We start from the raw sequence: 14802 nt of genomic DNA on the forward strand, positions 1-14802 counted from the left end.
TGATAATATAGATGTAATTTATCTTGATCCCCCTTATAATCAACACCCTTATAGCTCTAATTATTTTATGCTAAATTTAATTGCAAATTATAAAGAACCCAAAGAAATTTCAAATATAAGTGGAATTCCAAAAGATTGGAATCGTAGTGTTTATAATAGTCAAAAAAATGCTGAAAATGCTTTATTTGATCTAATTTATAATTTAAAAGCTAAAATCATTTTATTATCTTATAATTGTGAAGGCTTTGTTAAAAAAGAAAATTTTTTAAAACGTTTACAAAATCTTGGAAAATGTTTTTTATTGGAACAAAAATACAATACTTTTAGAGCTAGTAGAAATCTTAAAAATCGCTCTATTTATGTTAATGAGCAACTTTATATTTTAGTTAAAAATTAATATTTCATCCTTAAATTTGCTCCGTGTGTTAAAGCTATAGCAATAGCATCTGTAATATCTAAAGGTTTAATATCTTTTGAAATTCCTAAAAGTCTTTTTACCATAAAAGCAACCTGTTCTTTTGTCGCTTTTGCTTTTCCTGTTATTGCTTTTTTAATTTGTAAAGGAGTATATTCTTTAAACTCACCATGAATTTGTAAAATTTTTAAACTTAAAGCTCCACGAAATTGTGCAAGTTTTAAAACTGTTTTTGGATTATAAGCAAAAAATATATCCTCTATAGCTACCTCATCAAATTGATGATTTTTAAAGATTAAATCTAGTCCTTCACAAAGCTCTGTAATTTGATATTGAAGTGTAGAAGGTTTAATCTTTATAAGTCCTGCTTCTATAAGAGTATTTTTATTTTTATCACTTTCTATAATAGCATAACCACAAAAACGAGTTCCTGGATCAATTCCTAAAATTTTCAAAATAAACCTTAAAAATGTGAAATTCTTTTCTAAAGATGTGAATAATTTTAACCTTTTTTTATAAAATTAAAGATAAAATTTAAAAAATATATTAGATAGGATTCAATGGATATAAATAAAATACTTGATTTTTTAAAAAAAGAACTTTCAGAAAATGAGTATGAAAATTATATTTTACCTCTTAAATTAAATGAAAAACAAAGCAAAGCAGATCTTTTAGTTTTTAATGCTTCAAATGAATTTCTAGCTAAATTTACTCAAACAAAATACGCTCAAAAAATTTCTTATTTTTATGAAGTACAAACTGGTATCAAAGCAAAAGTTATTATTCAAACACAAAATACAAAAACCCATTCTAAAGCTAGTAAAATAGATATAATGCAAATTAAAACACAAAGCACTATATTAAATCCCTCTTTTACCTTTGATAGTTTTGTTGTAGGAGATTCGAATGAATATGCCTATGTAACCTGTAAAGCTGTAGCTAACAAAGATAAATTAGGAAAACTTTATAATCCTATTTTTATTTATGGAGCAACTGGGCTTGGTAAAACTCATTTACTCCAAGCTGTTGGCAATACTTGTTTAGAACTTGGCAAAAAAGTTATTTATGCTACAAGTGCAAATTTTGTTAATGATTTTACTTCTCATCTAAGCAATAAAACTATGGAAAAATTCCACGAAAAGTATAGAAATTGTGATGTATTACTCATTGATGATGTTCAATTTTTAGGAAAAACAGATAAAATTCAAGAAGAATTTTTTTTCACTTTTAATGAAATTAAAGATAGATTAGGTCAAATTATTATGACTTCAGATAATCCACCAAATATGTTAAAAGGTATCACAGAAAGATTAAAAAGTCGTTTTGCAAATGGAATAATTGCTGATATTACACCGCCTGAACTTGATACAAAAATGACAATTATAAGAAAAAAATGTGAATTTAATGAAGTAAATTTAAATAATGAAGTTATTAATTATATTGCAACTTCTATGGGAGATAATATAAGAGAAATTGAAGGTATGATTACAAATCTAAATGCTTATTCAAGACTTATTAACCAAGAAATAACTTTAGATATAGCAAAAAGTTTAATGAAAGATCATATCAAAGAGAAAAAAGAAAATATTACTATAGAAGATATACTTAATATTGTTTGTAAAGAATTTAATATAAAACCAAGTGATATAAAATCAAACAGAAAAACAAAAAATATAGTAACTATAAGACGCATTGTGATTTTTTTAGCAAGAGAGCTTACAACTATGTCTATGCCTCAACTTGCAATGTTTTTTGAAATGAAAGATCACACAGCAATTTCACATAATATTAAAAAAATTAATGAACTTTTTTTAGAAAATTTAGAACTTAAAAATAAAATTGAAGAACTTAAAAATAAAATTTTAACAAAAAGTCAAAGTTAAGTGAAAAAATGTGAATAAAAATGAAAAATTAAAAAAGAAAAAACTATGATAAAATAAATTTTTAAAACACTTTTTCACATTTTCAATATGCTTATTATTATGATGAAATTAAATTAAAAAGGAGAAAAAATGAAATTAAGTATAAATAAAAAAACTTTAGAATCTGCTATTATTTTATGTAATGCTTATGTAGAAAAGAAAGATTCTAGTACTATCACTTCTCATTTACTTTTTGAAGCAAATGAAGATAAACTTACAATCAAAGCAACTGATTTTGAAATAGGAATAAATTATAAAATCAGAAAAATTCGTATAGAATCTTCTGGTTTTGCAACAGCAAATGCAAAAAGCATTGTTGATGTAATCAAAAACTTAAACAATGAAGAAGTTACACTTGAAACTATCGATAATTTTTTATTTATAAGACAAAAAAGCACAAAATATAAATTACCAATGTTTAATTATGAAGATTTTCCAAATTTCCCACAAACAGAAGGTAAAAATAAATTCGATATTGATTCTAGTGATTTAAGCAGATCTCTTAAAAAAATTCTCCCAAGTATAGATACAAATAATCCAAAATATTCTTTAAATGGTGCTTTTTTAGATATAAAAACTGAAAAAATCAATTTTGTAGGAACAGATACAAGAAGATTAGCTATTTATACTTTAGAAAAAAATAATGAACAAGAATTTCACATTTGTATCCCTAAAAAAGCTATTACAGAAATGCAAAAACTTTTTTATGAAAAAATCGAAATATTTTACGATGAAAATATGCTTATAGCTAAAAATGACAATTTTGAATTTTTCACAAAACTTATTAATGATAAATTCCCAGATTATGAAAAAGTTGTGCCAAAACAATTTAAACAAGAAATTATTTTACAAACCGAAGATTTTATAGATTCTTTAAAGAAAATTAGCGTAGTAACAGAAAAATTAAAAATTCATTTCCTAAAAAATAAAATTATATTTGAAGGTATTAGTCTTGATAATATGGAAGCAAAAACAGAGCTTGATATAGAACTTAATTTAGAAGAAGAATTTGCTCTTAGTGTTAAAATTAAATATTTATTAGATTTTCTATCTTCTATTGAAGAAAATGAATTTAAAATCAGTATCAATGAACCAAATTTAGCTTTTGTTGTAAGTTCAGGAAAACTTGAAATGGTTATTATGCCAATGATTTTATAATTTTTAAAAATCATAAATTTAACTAAAAGGAAAAATATGCAAGAAAATTATGGCGCAAGTAATATTAAAGTTCTAAAAGGTTTAGAAGCTGTTAGAAAGCGTCCTGGTATGTATATAGGAGATACCAATATAGGTGGTCTTCATCATATGATTTATGAAGTAGTAGATAATTCTATTGATGAAGCTATGGCAGGGCATTGTGATACTATTGATATTGAAATTACAACTGAAGGAAGTTGTATAGTAAGTGATAATGGTAGAGGAATTCCTGTAGATATGCACCCTACAGAAAATATGCCAACTTTAACTGTTGTTTTAACTGTTCTTCACGCAGGGGGAAAATTCGATAAAGATACTTATAAAGTTTCAGGTGGTTTGCATGGTGTTGGGGTTTCAGTTGTAAACGCTCTTTCTAAAAAACTTGTAGCCACAGTCGAAAGAAATGGAGAAATTTATCGTCAAGAATTTTCAGAAGGTAAAGTTATCAGTGAATTTGGTGTAATAGGAAAAAGTAAAAAAACAGGAACAACCATAGAATTTTGGCCTGATGATAAAATTTTTGAAGTAACAGAATTTGATTATGAAATCTTAGCTAAAAGATTTCGTGAACTTGCATATTTAAACCCAAAAATTACTATAAATTTTAAAGATAATCGTATAGGAAAATACGAAAGCTTTCATTTTGAAGGTGGAATTTCTCAATTCGTTACAGATTTAAATAAAAAAATAGCTTTAACTAAACCAATTTTTTTCAGTGTAGATGAAGAAGATGTAAATGTTGAAGTAGCTTTACTTTATAATGACTCTTATAGTGAAAATTTGCTTTCTTTTGTAAATAATATTAAAACTCCAGATGGTGGAACTCACGAAGCAGGCTTTAGAATGGGTTTAACACGCGTAATAAGTAATTACATAGAAGCTAATGCAAGTGCTAGAGAAAAAGATAGTAAAATTACTGGAGAAGATATTCGTGAAGGACTTATAGCTATAGTAAGTGTTAAAGTTCCTGAACCACAATTTGAAGGACAAACTAAAGGAAAACTAGGTTCAACTTATGTACGTCCTATAGTTTCAAAAGCTTCTTTTGAGTATTTAACTAAATATTTTGAAGAAAATCCTATAGAAGCAAAAGCTATAATGAATAAAGCCTTAATGGCAGCACGCGGTAGAGAAGCAGCTAAAAAAGCAAGAGAATTAACACGTAAAAAAGAAAGTTTAAGTGTAGGGACTTTGCCTGGTAAATTAGCTGATTGTCAAAGTAAAGATCCAAGTGAAAGTGAAATTTATCTTGTAGAAGGGGATTCTGCAGGGGGTTCTGCAAAACAAGGTAGAGAAAGATCTTTTCAAGCAATTTTACCTTTAAGAGGTAAAATTTTAAATGTTGAAAAAGCAAGACTTGATAAAATTTTAAAATCAGAACAAATTCAAAATATGATTACTGCTTTTGGTTGTGGTATAGGAGAAGATTTTGATATCTCAAAACTTAGATATCATAAAATCATCATTATGACAGATGCTGATGTTGATGGATCTCATATACAAACTCTACTTTTAACTTTTTTCTTCCGTTTTATGAAAGATTTAATAATAAATGGTCATATCTATTTAGCTCAACCTCCTTTATATCGTTATGAAAAAAGAGGACAAAAGAAAAAAGAAATTTATTTAAAAGATGAAAAGGCTTTAAATGATTTTTTAATTGAAATGGGTATAGAAAATTCTAACTACCAAGGTATAGGACTTAATGATTTAAAAGATTTTTTAAAAATCGTTTCAGCTTATCGTTCTGTACTTAAAGAACTTGAAAAAAGATTTAATATCATTTCAGTGATTAGATATTTAATTGAAAATCCAGATTTAATTAAAAATTCAAATGAAGAACTTTTTAACATTATAAAAGTTTATCTTGAAAAATCAAATTATAATATTTTAAATTCTTATATCAATGAAAATGAAATTCGTATTTTTGTTCAAACTGAAAATGGACTTGAAGAACTTTTAATCAATGATGATTTATTTACTCATCCTTTATATGTTGAAGCAAATTTTATCTTTGATAAGATTAAAGAAAGAGATTTGAAATTTGAAAAAGATATTTTAGAAATTTTAGAAGAAGTAGAAAGTAATGCTAAAAAAGGAGCTGATATTTATCGTTATAAAGGTCTAGGTGAGATGAATCCTGAACAACTTTGGGAAACAACTATGGATCCTAGTGCAAGAAGACTTCTTAAAATTACCATCGAAGATGCACAAAGTGCTGATGATACTTTTAATCTCTTTATGGGTGATGATGTAGAACCTAGACGCGATTATATCCAAGCTCACGCTAAGGACGTCAAGCATTTAGATGTGTGAGAATTTAGAGATAATTTATGAAAAAATATAATTTTTTAGATTTAATTATAGAAGTTTTAAAAGAAAGTAAATTTCCTTTAAGTGCAAATGAAATTTGGCAATATGCTTTAGATAAAGGTTTTGAAAAAAAACTTCAAACTTATAAAGATGGGAATTTAAGTAAAACTCCAGTTGCAAGTTTAACTGCTAAAATTTATGTAAATTTAAATAGTAAAAATTCTCTGTTTTCAATAGTTTCTAAAAGACCAACAAAATTTTGGCTTAAAGAAAGAGAAAATGAGCTCGATTTAAAAAATATTGAAAATATATCAACTAATAAATTTTCAAATTTATTGATTCAAAAAGAAATTAAATTTAAAGAAAGGGATTTACATCCTTTACTTGTTAAATTTTTATTTGAAAGTGAAAATTTTAATCTTTATTCTAAAACTATTTTTCACGAAAAGTCTCAAAGAGGTAAAAGTGGCGAAAATGAATGGATTCATCCTGATATAGTTGGTGTGCATTTTCCTTTTAAAGATTATGAAGATGAAACTTTTACACTTTGTAAAAATTTAAATCAAATTTCTTATAAAATTTATAGTTTTGAGTTAAAAGTCAAACTTGATTTTTCTAATTTAAGATCAAGTTATTTTCAAGCTGTAAGTAATTCAAGTTGGGCGAATGAAGGATACTTAGTTGCTTTAGAATTTGATGATGAAATTATGAAAGAACTTTGGAGACTAAATAATGCTTTTGGTATAGGTTTTATAAAGCTTGATACAGATATTAATAATTCTAAAATAATTATTAGAGCAAAAGAAAAACAGAATTTAGATTTAATAACACTCGATTTATTAGTGAGCAAAAATGAAGATTTTAAAAATTTCATACAAAATTTAAGTAAAGATATTAGTATAAGTGATATTGAACGTATTGGATATAAATTTTATGATGAAATTTACAATGATGAAAAAATGCAAAAATATTTAAAAGATAAAAAAATTATTTAATGATTTTTTTAATAGCTGGAGAATCACATACTGGAAAAACCTTACTCGCTCAAAAACTTTTAGAACTTTATCATTATCCTTATATAAGCTTAGATCATTTAAAAATGGGATTTTTAAAAGGAATTTTTCCTAAACCTTTTGAAGTTGATGAAGATATAAAAATCGCTAAATTTTTATATCCTATTATTAGAAGTATCATACAAACTAATTTAGAAAATAATCAAAATCTTATTTTAGAAGGAATTTATCTTTATCCTAAATATATTAATCTTTTAAAAGAAGAGTTTAAATCTAAAATAAAACATTTAAATTTACTTTTTTCTAAAGAATATATTCTAAAAAATTATGAGTTGATTTATGAAAAAGAAAGTGTAATAGAAAAACGTTTAGCAAGTGAAAAAGTAATTCTAAATGAACTTATAAAAGATCATCTAAAATTAAAAGAAGAATGTTTAAAATACCAATGTAATTTTTTAGAATTTAAAGAAAATTATGAATTAGAGTTTGAAAAAGCCTTAATTTTTTTTAATTAGTTTTTGTATAATTTTACTCTTAGAAAAAATACTATTAGCAGATAAATATTCGTCTATATTTGTAATTAATTTTAAAATTAATAAACTAAAATTATTTAAAAGGAGTATAAATAATGCGTTATGGTGAAAAAGAAATAAAAGAATTTGATGTAGATAAACATTTAGAGCTTTGGCCAAATGATGCTAAAAATGATTATGTGATTAAGATTACTTTGCCTGAATTTATGTGCTGTTGTCCAAGAAGTGGATATCCTGATTTTGCAACAATTTATTTTGAATATATTCCAGATAAACTAGTAGTTGAACTTAAAGCTATAAAATTATATATTAATTCTTTTATGAATAGAAATATTTCTCACGAAGCAAGTATCAATGAAATTTACAATACTTTAAAAGATAAATTAAAACCAAAATGGATTAAAGTTGTAGGGGATTTTAACCCACGTGGTAATGTACATACTATCATAGAATGTCGAAGTGATATGATTGTGCCAAAGTAAATTTAAAAAATGGATAAAAATTAAATCTAAAAATAATAAATTTTTATCTATTTAATTCAAATTCAATTATTAAATTTTTATACTTTAATCGTACTAATTAAGATTATTTTTTAAATAATAAAAAATAAATTTTATATAAAATACTTTTTATTTTTAAAAATTTATTACCAATTATAAAGTAATAATTTTAATTTTTATCCTTATTTAAAGGATAAAAATTAAATATTTTTATAAATTCTCTTGACAAGCAAAATATGAATTTATTATACTTTCGTTTTATTTTTAGTTAGTTTTTAAACTAACGAGTTCTTTTAAAAGGAAAAATTATGGAAAGAATTAGGCTTAAGCTTAAAGCTTATGACCACAGAGTCCTAGATAGAACAGTTGCAGCGATTGTAGAAGCTGTTAAAAGAACAGGTGCAGATATTAGAGGTCCAATACCATTACCTACTAAAATTAAACGATATACAGTTTTAAAATCCCCACATATTAATAAAGATTCTCGTGAGCAGTTTGAAATTAGAATTCACGCACGTTTATTAGATATAGTGGCTGCTACTCCTGATACAGTTGATTCTTTAACTAAGCTTGATTTAGCTCCAGAAGTTAATGTTGAAGTTAGAGCTATGGGTAAAAAAGGATAGAATATGGAATATATTGTAGAAAAAATAGGTATGAGTAGAACTATCACAAGTCCTAGTATTGCCGTAACTTTATTAAAAGTTGTGAATGCTAAAGTTTGTGAAATTGATAATGGTAGAGCATTAGTTGCTTATCCTAAAGGTAAAAGAAGCAACAAATGTATAAAAGGTCAGCAAAAAAAATACAATCTTTCAGCTGAATTTAACCGCTTTGCAACTTTAGAAGTGGCAAATACAGAAATAGGTGATTTAGATGAAACTCCTTTAAATGAAGCAAAAATTTTAAAAGTAAGTTTTAATTCTAAAGGACGCGGTTATAGTGGTGTTGTTAAAAGACATAATTTTGGTGGTGGTCCAGCATCTCACGGAAGTAGATTTCATAGACGCCATGGATCAATTGGTAATAGAGAATGGCCAGGTCGTGTTCAACCAGGGATGAAAATGGCAGGACATTATGGAAATGAAAAGGTTAGTGTTAAAAACGAAGTTGTATCCTATGATGCACAAAATAAAATTTTAGTTGTTAAAGGTGCAGTACCAGGATATAATGGTGCCATGGGTAAAATAAGGATTGCAAAATGAGTAAAATAACTATTTTAGATGAAAAATTTGATAGAGCTGGAGAATTAGATCTTCCTGCTAAATATGCAGAAGTAAATCCACACAATCTTTATTTATATGTAAAATCTTATCTTGCTAGTCTTAGAGCAAATACTGCTCATACAAAAGGTAGAAGCGACGTAAGTGGTGGTGGTAAAAAACCTTGGAGACAAAAAGGAAGAGGTGGAGCAAGAGCTGGTTCTACAAGAACAAATGTTTGGGTAGGAGGTGCTGTAGCTTTTGGTCCTACTAATAATAGAAATTATTTCCAAAAAGTTAATAAAAAGCAAAAAAGATTAGCACTTGAGAGAGCTTTAGAAGAAAAAGCTTCAAAAAATTCTCTTTTTGTAGTTCCTTCATTAACTATAGAAAGTGGTAAAACTAAAGATGCTAATGCTGTTATTAAAAAATTAGGGCTTAAAGATGCTTTAATTGTTAAAGATATGCTAGATGAAAAAACACTTTTAGCTTATAGAAATTTGTCAAATTGCTATGTTGTTGATATAAACGAAGTTAATGCATATCTTGTAGCTGTTTTTAATGCAGTTATTTTTGAAAAATCAGCATTAGATTCAATTACAAAAGAAGGATAATTATGGCAGATATTACAGATATTAAAACTATACTTTATACAGAAAAAAGCTTGAATTTACAAGAAAATGGTGTCGTAGTTATTCAAACTTCAACAAGAATGACTAAAACAAGTTTAAAAGTAATATTAAAAGAATATTTTGGCGTAAATGCACAAAGTATTAATTCTTTAAGAACTAATGGAAAAGTGAAACGTTTTAGAGGTCGTACAGGACAAAGAAACGATTATAAAAAATTCTATGTAAAGCTACCTGAAGGTGTTAGCTTAGAAAATATGGAGGCTTAAAATGGCAATTAAAACTTACAAACCATATACTCCAAGTAGAAGATATATGACAGGTTTAAGTTCTGAAGATATTACAGCAAAACCAAGCGTAAGATCTTTGCTTGTAAAACTTAAATCTCATTCGGGTCGTAATAGTTATGGAAGAATTACAAGCCGTCATAAACAAGCTGGAGCTAAAAAACTTTATAGAATTATAGATTTTAAACGTCGTAAATTCGGTATAGAAGGTAAAGTTGAAGCTATAGAATATGATCCTTATAGAAATTGTAGAATTGCTTTGATTTCTTATAAAGATGGAGAAAAAAGATATATTATTCAGCCAAAAGGTCTAAATGTTGGAGATATAGTAGCTTCAGCAGAAAGTGGGCTTGATATAAAGCCAGGTAATGCTATGAAGCTTAAAAATATTCCTATTGGAACTATAGTTCATAATATAGAATTAAAGCCAGGCAAAGGTGCTCAAATGATACGTTCAGCAGGAGCATATGCACAACTTATGGGCAAGGAAGAAAAATATGTTATTTTAAGACTTGCTAGTGGTGAGATGAGACAAGTTTTAGCTGAATGTATGGCAAGTATTGGTGAAGTTGGAAATGAAGATTGGGCTAACATTACCATAGGTAAAGCAGGTCGTAATCGCTATAGAGGAATTCGTCCTCAAACCAGAGGTTCTGCTATGAACCCAGTTGATCACCCACACGGAGGGGGAGAAGGTAAGAAAAATTCAGGACGTCATCCTGTGACTCCTTGGGGTAAACCTACTAAAGGTGCAAAAACACGTCGTAAAAAAGCAAGTGATAAATTAATAATTTCAAGAAGAAAAGGAAAATAAGATGGCTAGATCGTTAAAAAAAGGTCCTTTTGTAGATGATCATGTGATGAAAAAAGTCATCGCTGCAAAAAAGAATAATGATAATAAACCTATTAAAACTTGGTCAAGAAGAAGTACAATTATTCCTGATATGATAGGTTTAACTTTTAATGTTCATAATGGCAAAAGTTTTATTCCTGTTTATATTACAGAAAACCATATTGGTTATAAACTTGGCGAATTTGCACCAACAAGAACATTTAAAGGCCATAAAGGCTCTGTTCAAAAGAAAATAGGTAAGTAAGGGATAAGATATGAGTAAAGCTTTAATTAAATTCATAAGATTGTCTCCAACTAAGGCAAGACTTATTGCAAGAGAGGTTCAAGGTATGAATGCTGAACTTGCAATGGCAAGTTTAAAATTTATGCCAAATAAAGGTGCTAAATATATTGCTAATGCTATTTCAAGTGCAGTAGCTAATGGTGGTTTTGAAGCCAATGAAGTTATAATTAAAAGTTGCCGTGTTGATGCAGGTTCTGTTCTTAAAAGATTTAGACCACGTGCTAGAGGAAGTGCAAGTCGTATTAGAAAACCTACTTCTCATATTTTAGTAGAGGTTGCTAAAATAGAAAAAGAAACAAAAAATAATAAAAGCACTAAAAAAGCAACAGCAAAGAAGGAAAGCTAAATGGGACAAAAAGTAAATCCGATTGGTTTAAGATTAGGAATTAATAGAAATTGGGAATCAAGATGGTTTCCTAGTAAAACAAGTTTGGTTGAAAATATTGGTGAAGATTACAAAATCAGAACTTTTTTAAAAAGAAAACTTTATTATGCAGGAATTAGTCAAATTTTAGTTGAAAGAACAGCTAAAAGATTGCGTGTGACTGTTGTAGCAGCAAGACCAGGCATAATTATTGGTAAAAAAGGTAGCGATGTTGATGTTTTAAGAAAAGATCTTCAAAATTTAATTGGTAAAGATGTTAATATCAACATTAAAGAAGAAAGAAAAGCAGGAGCTTCAGCTCAACTTGCAGCAGAAAGTGTTGCAACTCAATTAGAGAAGAGAGTAGCCTTTAGAAGAGCAATGAAAAAGGTTATTCAAGGAGCGCAAAAAGCAGGAGCTAAAGGAATTAAAGTTTCTGTTTCAGGCCGTTTAGGCGGAGCTGAAATGGCAAGAACAGAATGGTATTTAGAAGGTCGTGTGCCACTTCATACTTTAAGAGCAAAAATTGATTATGGTTTTGCAGAAGCTAGAACTACTTATGGAAACATAGGAGTAAAAGTATGGATCTTTAAAGGTGAAGTATTACAAAAAGGAATGCAACCTGAAAAAACTGAAGAAAATGCTCCGGCTAAAAAAACAACAAGACGAAGAAGGAGTAAATAATGTTAATGCCAAAAAGAACGAAATATCGTAAAATGATGAAAGGGCGTAATAGAGGTTATGCTTGCAGAGGAACAGAATTTACTTTTGGTGAATTTGCATTAAAGGCCACTGAAGCAGGTCGCATTAATTCACGTCAAATCGAAGCTGCGCGTATAGCTTTAACTCGTTTTGTTAAAAGACAAGGTAAAACTTGGATTAGAGTTTTTCCTGATAAGCCTTTAACTAAAAAACCTTTAGAAACTCGTATGGGTAAAGGTAAAGGTGCAGTTGAAGAATGGGTAATGAATATTAAACCAGGACGTATTATTTATGAAATGGCAGGAGTTAATGAAGAAATGGCAAGAAAAGCTTTAACATTAGCTATGCATAAATTACCTTTTAAAACTAAGTTTGTTACAAGAGAGAGCCAAAATGAAATATACTGAAATTAAAGATAAAAATGCAGCCGAGCTTGCAACAATGCTAAAAGAAAAAAAGGTGCTTTTATTCACTTTAAGACAAAAGCTAAAAACTATGCAACTTACTAATCCAAATGAGATTAGACAAGTTAAAAAAGATATTGCTAGAATAAGTACGGCAATTAGCGTTTTAAAACAAGGATAGAATATGGCATTTAAAAGAGAAATTCAAGGTATTGTTGTTAAGATTGCTGGGGATAAGACAGTAAGTGTTTTGGTTGAAAGAAAAGTTGTTCATCCAAGATATAGAAAAATTGTTAAACGATTTAAAAAATATTTAATTCACGATGAAAGAAATGAGGCTAAAGTAGGAGATGTTGTGGTAGCTATAGAATGCAGACCTCTTTCTAAAAGAAAATCATTTCGCTTAAAATCTGTATTAGCTACAGGAGTTTAATAATGATTCAAAGTTTTACAAGACTTGCAGTTGCTGATAATAGTGGTGCAAAAGAACTTATGTGTATTAAGGTTTTGGGTGGTAGCAAAAGAAGATATGCTACAGTAGGCGATGTAATTGTTGCATCTGTAAAAAAAGCTTTACCAAATGGTAAGGTTAAAAAAGGTCAGGTTGTTAAAGCAGTCATAGTTCGCACTAAAAAAGAAATTCATAGAGAAAATGGATCTTTAATTCGTTTTGATGAAAATGCTGCTGTAATACTTGATAGCAAGAGAGAGCCTATTGGAACACGTATTTTTGGACCAGTGGGAAGAGAAGTTAGATATGGTGGCTTTATGAAAATTGTTTCACTAGCACCGGAGGTATTATAATGGCGGTTAAATTTAAAATTAAAAAAGGTGATAATGTAAAAATCATTACAGGAGATGATAAAGGTAAAACAGGAAAAGTATTAGCAGTTTTTCCAAAAAAATCTCAAGTGATTGTTGAAGGTTGCAAAATAGCTAAAAAAGCTGTAAAGCCAACTGAGAAAAATCCAAATGGTGGTTTTATCAATAAAGAAATGCCTATGGATATTTCCAATGTAGCAAAGATTGAGGGGTAGAATTTATGATGAGATTAAAAGAAAAATATGATCAAAACATAAAAGCTGCTTTAGTTAAAGAATTTGATATTAAAAATCCTATGCTTATACCTAGCATCGAAAAAATTGTTATTAGTGTAGGAGCAGGAGAATTAGCTAAAGATCAAAAAGTATTGCAAAATATTGCAGATACTATTTCTTTAATTGCTGGACAAAAAGCCGTTATAACTAAAGCAAAAAAATCTGTTGCTGGTTTTAAAGTGCGTGAAGGTTTTCCTGTAGGTGTTATGGTGACTTTAAGAAAAGATAATATGTATGCTTTTTTAGATAAGCTTATTTCTATTGCTTTACCAAGAGTAAAGGATTTTAGAGGTTTAAGCAAAGATGGCTTTGATGGACGTGGAAATTATAATTTTGGTCTTGATGAGCAATTAATGTTTCCAGAAGTTGAGTATGATAAAATTTTAAGAACTCACGGCATGAATATTGCTATTGTTACAACAGCACAAAACGATAAAGAGGCACACAGATTATTAGAACTTATAGGTGTGCCATTTGCAAAAGGAAGATAAAAATGGCTAAAAAATCAATGATTGCTAAAGCAGCACGCAAACCTAAATTTAAGGTTCGTGGATATACAAGATGTCAAGTTTGTGGGCGTCCTCATTCAGTTTATAGAGATTTTGGAATTTGCAGAGTTTGTCTAAGAAAAATGGGCAATGAAGGATTAATTCCAGGTCTTAAAAAAGCAAGTTGGTAAGGAAAAGATAATGATCAATGATATAATTTCAGATTCACTTACTCGTATTAGAAATGCAAGTATGAGAAAGCTTGAAACTACTAAGCTTTTACATTCTAATGTTATAGAAGCTTTAGTGGGTATTTTTCAAGCAAAAGGTTATATTGAAAGTTTCAATATTATTGAAGAAGATAAAAAGAAATTTGTTAATGTAGTTTTAAAATACGATGAAAAAGGACAAAGTGTTATAAACGAAATTAAAAGAGTTTCTAAACCAGGTCGTCGTGTTTATAAAGGTAAAGATGAAATTAAACGTTTTAAAAATGGTTATGGAACTATAGTAGTTAGCACAAGCAAAGGTGTTTTGCCAAACGATGAAGCTTTTAAAGCAGGAGTAGGTGGCGAAATTTTATGTACCATTTGGTAATCT

General features: G+C 27.9%; 24 protein-coding genes. 23 read left to right on the forward strand and 1 reads right to left on the reverse strand.

The features are described from left to right. On the forward strand, nucleotides 1-397 hold a 397-nt coding region (locus JG677_RS00485; protein WP_200284629.1), incomplete at its 5' end, for a DNA adenine methylase. Here the strand turns inward: JG677_RS00485 and ruvC are convergent. Further along, a complete protein-coding gene (gene ruvC, locus JG677_RS00490; RefSeq protein WP_200169162.1) occupies nucleotides 394-870 on the reverse strand; it encodes a crossover junction endodeoxyribonuclease RuvC in 477 nt (158 codons plus the stop codon). The two genes, JG677_RS00485 and ruvC, sit on opposite strands and share 4 nt — an antisense overlap. A 105-nt stretch (nucleotides 871-975) precedes the next feature. Here ruvC and dnaA point away from each other — a divergent pair, with 105 nt between their 5' ends. The 22 genes from dnaA to rpsH all read left to right on the forward strand — a co-directional run bounded on the left by dnaA (nucleotide 976) and on the right by rpsH (nucleotide 14799). Further along, nucleotides 976-2298 (forward strand): chromosomal replication initiator protein DnaA, encoded by a 1323-nt coding sequence (gene dnaA, locus JG677_RS00495; RefSeq protein WP_200169163.1) that lies wholly within the window; start codon nucleotides 976-978, stop codon nucleotides 2296-2298. A 129-nt stretch (nucleotides 2299-2427) separates the two neighbouring features. After that, a complete protein-coding gene (gene dnaN, locus JG677_RS00500; protein WP_200284631.1) occupies nucleotides 2428-3495 on the forward strand; it encodes a DNA polymerase III subunit beta in 1068 nt (355 codons plus the stop codon). A gap of 36 nt (nucleotides 3496-3531) precedes the next feature. After that, entirely contained in the window at nucleotides 3532-5850 is a 2319-nt protein-coding gene (gene gyrB / locus JG677_RS00505) for a DNA topoisomerase (ATP-hydrolyzing) subunit B (protein ID WP_200284634.1), read from the forward strand. 17 nt (nucleotides 5851-5867) lie between these two features. Further along, nucleotides 5868-6842 carry an HTH domain-containing protein gene (locus JG677_RS00510; RefSeq protein ID WP_200217026.1) on the forward strand — a complete coding sequence of 325 codons (975 nt, stop codon included), beginning with the start codon at nucleotides 5868-5870 and terminating at the stop codon, nucleotides 6840-6842. Then, nucleotides 6842-7375 (forward strand): adenylate kinase, encoded by a 534-nt coding sequence (locus JG677_RS00515; RefSeq protein WP_200284636.1) that lies wholly within the window; start codon nucleotides 6842-6844, stop codon nucleotides 7373-7375. Before JG677_RS00510 ends, JG677_RS00515 begins: the two co-directional genes overlap by 1 nt. Before the next feature lie 113 nt (nucleotides 7376-7488). Next, the gene (gene queF, locus JG677_RS00520) at nucleotides 7489-7875 is read left to right on the forward strand and encodes a preQ(1) synthase (protein ID WP_200284638.1); all 387 of its coding nucleotides are present in this window, start codon (nucleotides 7489-7491) and stop codon (nucleotides 7873-7875) included. Between the two features lie 326 nt (nucleotides 7876-8201). Then, on the forward strand, nucleotides 8202-8519 hold the full coding sequence (gene rpsJ / locus JG677_RS00525; protein WP_200169169.1) for a 30S ribosomal protein S10: 318 nt from the start codon (nucleotides 8202-8204) through the stop codon (nucleotides 8517-8519). 3 nt (nucleotides 8520-8522) lie between these two features. Next, nucleotides 8523-9098: a 50S ribosomal protein L3 gene (gene rplC, locus JG677_RS00530; RefSeq protein ID WP_200284640.1), complete on the forward strand. Its 576-nt coding sequence runs from the start codon at nucleotides 8523-8525 to the stop codon at nucleotides 9096-9098. Further along, nucleotides 9095-9709, forward strand: coding sequence for a 50S ribosomal protein L4 (rplD, locus tag JG677_RS00535; RefSeq protein WP_131163229.1), 615 nt, complete (start codon nucleotides 9095-9097; stop codon nucleotides 9707-9709). Before rplC ends, rplD begins: the two co-directional genes overlap by 4 nt. Nucleotides 9710-9711: 2 nt before the next feature. Continuing rightward, nucleotides 9712-9993, forward strand: a complete 282-nt coding sequence (locus JG677_RS00540; protein ID WP_131163230.1) for a 50S ribosomal protein L23 — start codon at nucleotides 9712-9714, stop codon at nucleotides 9991-9993. 1 nt (nucleotide 9994) lies between these two features. Next, a complete protein-coding gene (rplB, locus tag JG677_RS00545; RefSeq protein ID WP_200169171.1) occupies nucleotides 9995-10825 on the forward strand; it encodes a 50S ribosomal protein L2 in 831 nt (276 codons plus the stop codon). A 1-nt stretch (nucleotide 10826) separates the two neighbouring features. Then, on the forward strand, nucleotides 10827-11108 hold the full coding sequence (gene rpsS / locus JG677_RS00550; RefSeq protein WP_131163232.1) for a 30S ribosomal protein S19: 282 nt from the start codon (nucleotides 10827-10829) through the stop codon (nucleotides 11106-11108). Between the two features lie 10 nt (nucleotides 11109-11118). Further along, a complete protein-coding gene (rplV, locus tag JG677_RS00555; RefSeq protein ID WP_200169172.1) occupies nucleotides 11119-11493 on the forward strand; it encodes a 50S ribosomal protein L22 in 375 nt (124 codons plus the stop codon). Beyond that, nucleotides 11494-12195: a 30S ribosomal protein S3 gene (rpsC, locus tag JG677_RS00560; protein WP_131163234.1), complete on the forward strand. Its 702-nt coding sequence runs from the start codon at nucleotides 11494-11496 to the stop codon at nucleotides 12193-12195. Further along, on the forward strand, nucleotides 12195-12620 hold the full coding sequence (gene rplP, locus JG677_RS00565; RefSeq protein WP_200169173.1) for a 50S ribosomal protein L16: 426 nt from the start codon (nucleotides 12195-12197) through the stop codon (nucleotides 12618-12620). The genes rpsC and rplP overlap by 1 nt, the downstream gene beginning before the upstream one ends. Beyond that, on the forward strand, nucleotides 12607-12798 hold the full coding sequence (gene rpmC, locus JG677_RS00570) for a 50S ribosomal protein L29 (RefSeq protein WP_131165627.1): 192 nt from the start codon (nucleotides 12607-12609) through the stop codon (nucleotides 12796-12798). Before rplP ends, rpmC begins: the two co-directional genes overlap by 14 nt. A 3-nt stretch (nucleotides 12799-12801) precedes the next feature. Beyond that, nucleotides 12802-13050, forward strand: a complete 249-nt coding sequence (gene rpsQ, locus JG677_RS00575) for a 30S ribosomal protein S17 (RefSeq protein ID WP_200169174.1) — start codon at nucleotides 12802-12804, stop codon at nucleotides 13048-13050. 2 nt (nucleotides 13051-13052) lie between these two features. Then, nucleotides 13053-13421 (forward strand): 50S ribosomal protein L14, encoded by a 369-nt coding sequence (gene rplN, locus JG677_RS00580; RefSeq protein WP_131163238.1) that lies wholly within the window; start codon nucleotides 13053-13055, stop codon nucleotides 13419-13421. Further along, nucleotides 13421-13654 (forward strand): 50S ribosomal protein L24, encoded by a 234-nt coding sequence (gene rplX / locus JG677_RS00585; RefSeq protein WP_131163239.1) that lies wholly within the window; start codon nucleotides 13421-13423, stop codon nucleotides 13652-13654. The genes rplN and rplX overlap by 1 nt, the downstream gene beginning before the upstream one ends. Before the next feature lie 5 nt (nucleotides 13655-13659). After that, the gene (gene rplE / locus JG677_RS00590) at nucleotides 13660-14205 is read left to right on the forward strand and encodes a 50S ribosomal protein L5 (protein WP_200169175.1); all 546 of its coding nucleotides are present in this window, start codon (nucleotides 13660-13662) and stop codon (nucleotides 14203-14205) included. 2 nt (nucleotides 14206-14207) lie between these two features. Next, nucleotides 14208-14393, forward strand: coding sequence for a type Z 30S ribosomal protein S14 (locus JG677_RS00595; RefSeq protein WP_131163241.1), 186 nt, complete (start codon nucleotides 14208-14210; stop codon nucleotides 14391-14393). A 10-nt stretch (nucleotides 14394-14403) separates the two neighbouring features. Then, the gene (gene rpsH, locus JG677_RS00600) at nucleotides 14404-14799 is read left to right on the forward strand and encodes a 30S ribosomal protein S8 (RefSeq protein WP_200169176.1); all 396 of its coding nucleotides are present in this window, start codon (nucleotides 14404-14406) and stop codon (nucleotides 14797-14799) included. Nucleotides 14800-14802: the final 3 nt, after the last annotated feature.

This window comes from Campylobacter sp. TTU-622, from assembly GCF_016598965.1.
Lineage (GTDB): Bacteria > Campylobacterota > Campylobacteria > Campylobacterales > Campylobacteraceae > Campylobacter_D.

Coding starts and splice junctions, on each gene's coding strand:
- dnaA (WP_200169163.1), top strand. CDS start 976: ATGGATATAAATAAAATACTTGATTTTTTAAAAAAAGAACTTTCAGAA.
- dnaN (WP_200284631.1), top strand. CDS start 2,428: ATGAAATTAAGTATAAATAAAAAAACTTTAGAATCTGCTATTATTTTA.
- gyrB (WP_200284634.1), top strand. CDS start 3,532: ATGCAAGAAAATTATGGCGCAAGTAATATTAAAGTTCTAAAAGGTTTA.
- JG677_RS00510 (WP_200217026.1), top strand. CDS start 5,868: ATGAAAAAATATAATTTTTTAGATTTAATTATAGAAGTTTTAAAAGAA.
- JG677_RS00515 (WP_200284636.1), top strand. CDS start 6,842: ATGATTTTTTTAATAGCTGGAGAATCACATACTGGAAAAACCTTACTC.
- queF (WP_200284638.1), top strand. CDS start 7,489: ATGCGTTATGGTGAAAAAGAAATAAAAGAATTTGATGTAGATAAACAT.
- rpsJ (WP_200169169.1), top strand. CDS start 8,202: ATGGAAAGAATTAGGCTTAAGCTTAAAGCTTATGACCACAGAGTCCTA.
- rplC (WP_200284640.1), top strand. CDS start 8,523: ATGGAATATATTGTAGAAAAAATAGGTATGAGTAGAACTATCACAAGT.
- rplD (WP_131163229.1), top strand. CDS start 9,095: ATGAGTAAAATAACTATTTTAGATGAAAAATTTGATAGAGCTGGAGAA.
- JG677_RS00540 (WP_131163230.1), top strand. CDS start 9,712: ATGGCAGATATTACAGATATTAAAACTATACTTTATACAGAAAAAAGC.
- rplB (WP_200169171.1), top strand. CDS start 9,995: ATGGCAATTAAAACTTACAAACCATATACTCCAAGTAGAAGATATATG.
- rpsS (WP_131163232.1), top strand. CDS start 10,827: ATGGCTAGATCGTTAAAAAAAGGTCCTTTTGTAGATGATCATGTGATG.
- rplV (WP_200169172.1), top strand. CDS start 11,119: ATGAGTAAAGCTTTAATTAAATTCATAAGATTGTCTCCAACTAAGGCA.
- rpsC (WP_131163234.1), top strand. CDS start 11,494: ATGGGACAAAAAGTAAATCCGATTGGTTTAAGATTAGGAATTAATAGA.
- rplP (WP_200169173.1), top strand. CDS start 12,195: ATGTTAATGCCAAAAAGAACGAAATATCGTAAAATGATGAAAGGGCGT.
- rpmC (WP_131165627.1), top strand. CDS start 12,607: ATGAAATATACTGAAATTAAAGATAAAAATGCAGCCGAGCTTGCAACA.
- rpsQ (WP_200169174.1), top strand. CDS start 12,802: ATGGCATTTAAAAGAGAAATTCAAGGTATTGTTGTTAAGATTGCTGGG.
- rplN (WP_131163238.1), top strand. CDS start 13,053: ATGATTCAAAGTTTTACAAGACTTGCAGTTGCTGATAATAGTGGTGCA.
- rplX (WP_131163239.1), top strand. CDS start 13,421: ATGGCGGTTAAATTTAAAATTAAAAAAGGTGATAATGTAAAAATCATT.
- rplE (WP_200169175.1), top strand. CDS start 13,660: ATGATGAGATTAAAAGAAAAATATGATCAAAACATAAAAGCTGCTTTA.
- JG677_RS00595 (WP_131163241.1), top strand. CDS start 14,208: ATGGCTAAAAAATCAATGATTGCTAAAGCAGCACGCAAACCTAAATTT.
- rpsH (WP_200169176.1), top strand. CDS start 14,404: ATGATCAATGATATAATTTCAGATTCACTTACTCGTATTAGAAATGCA.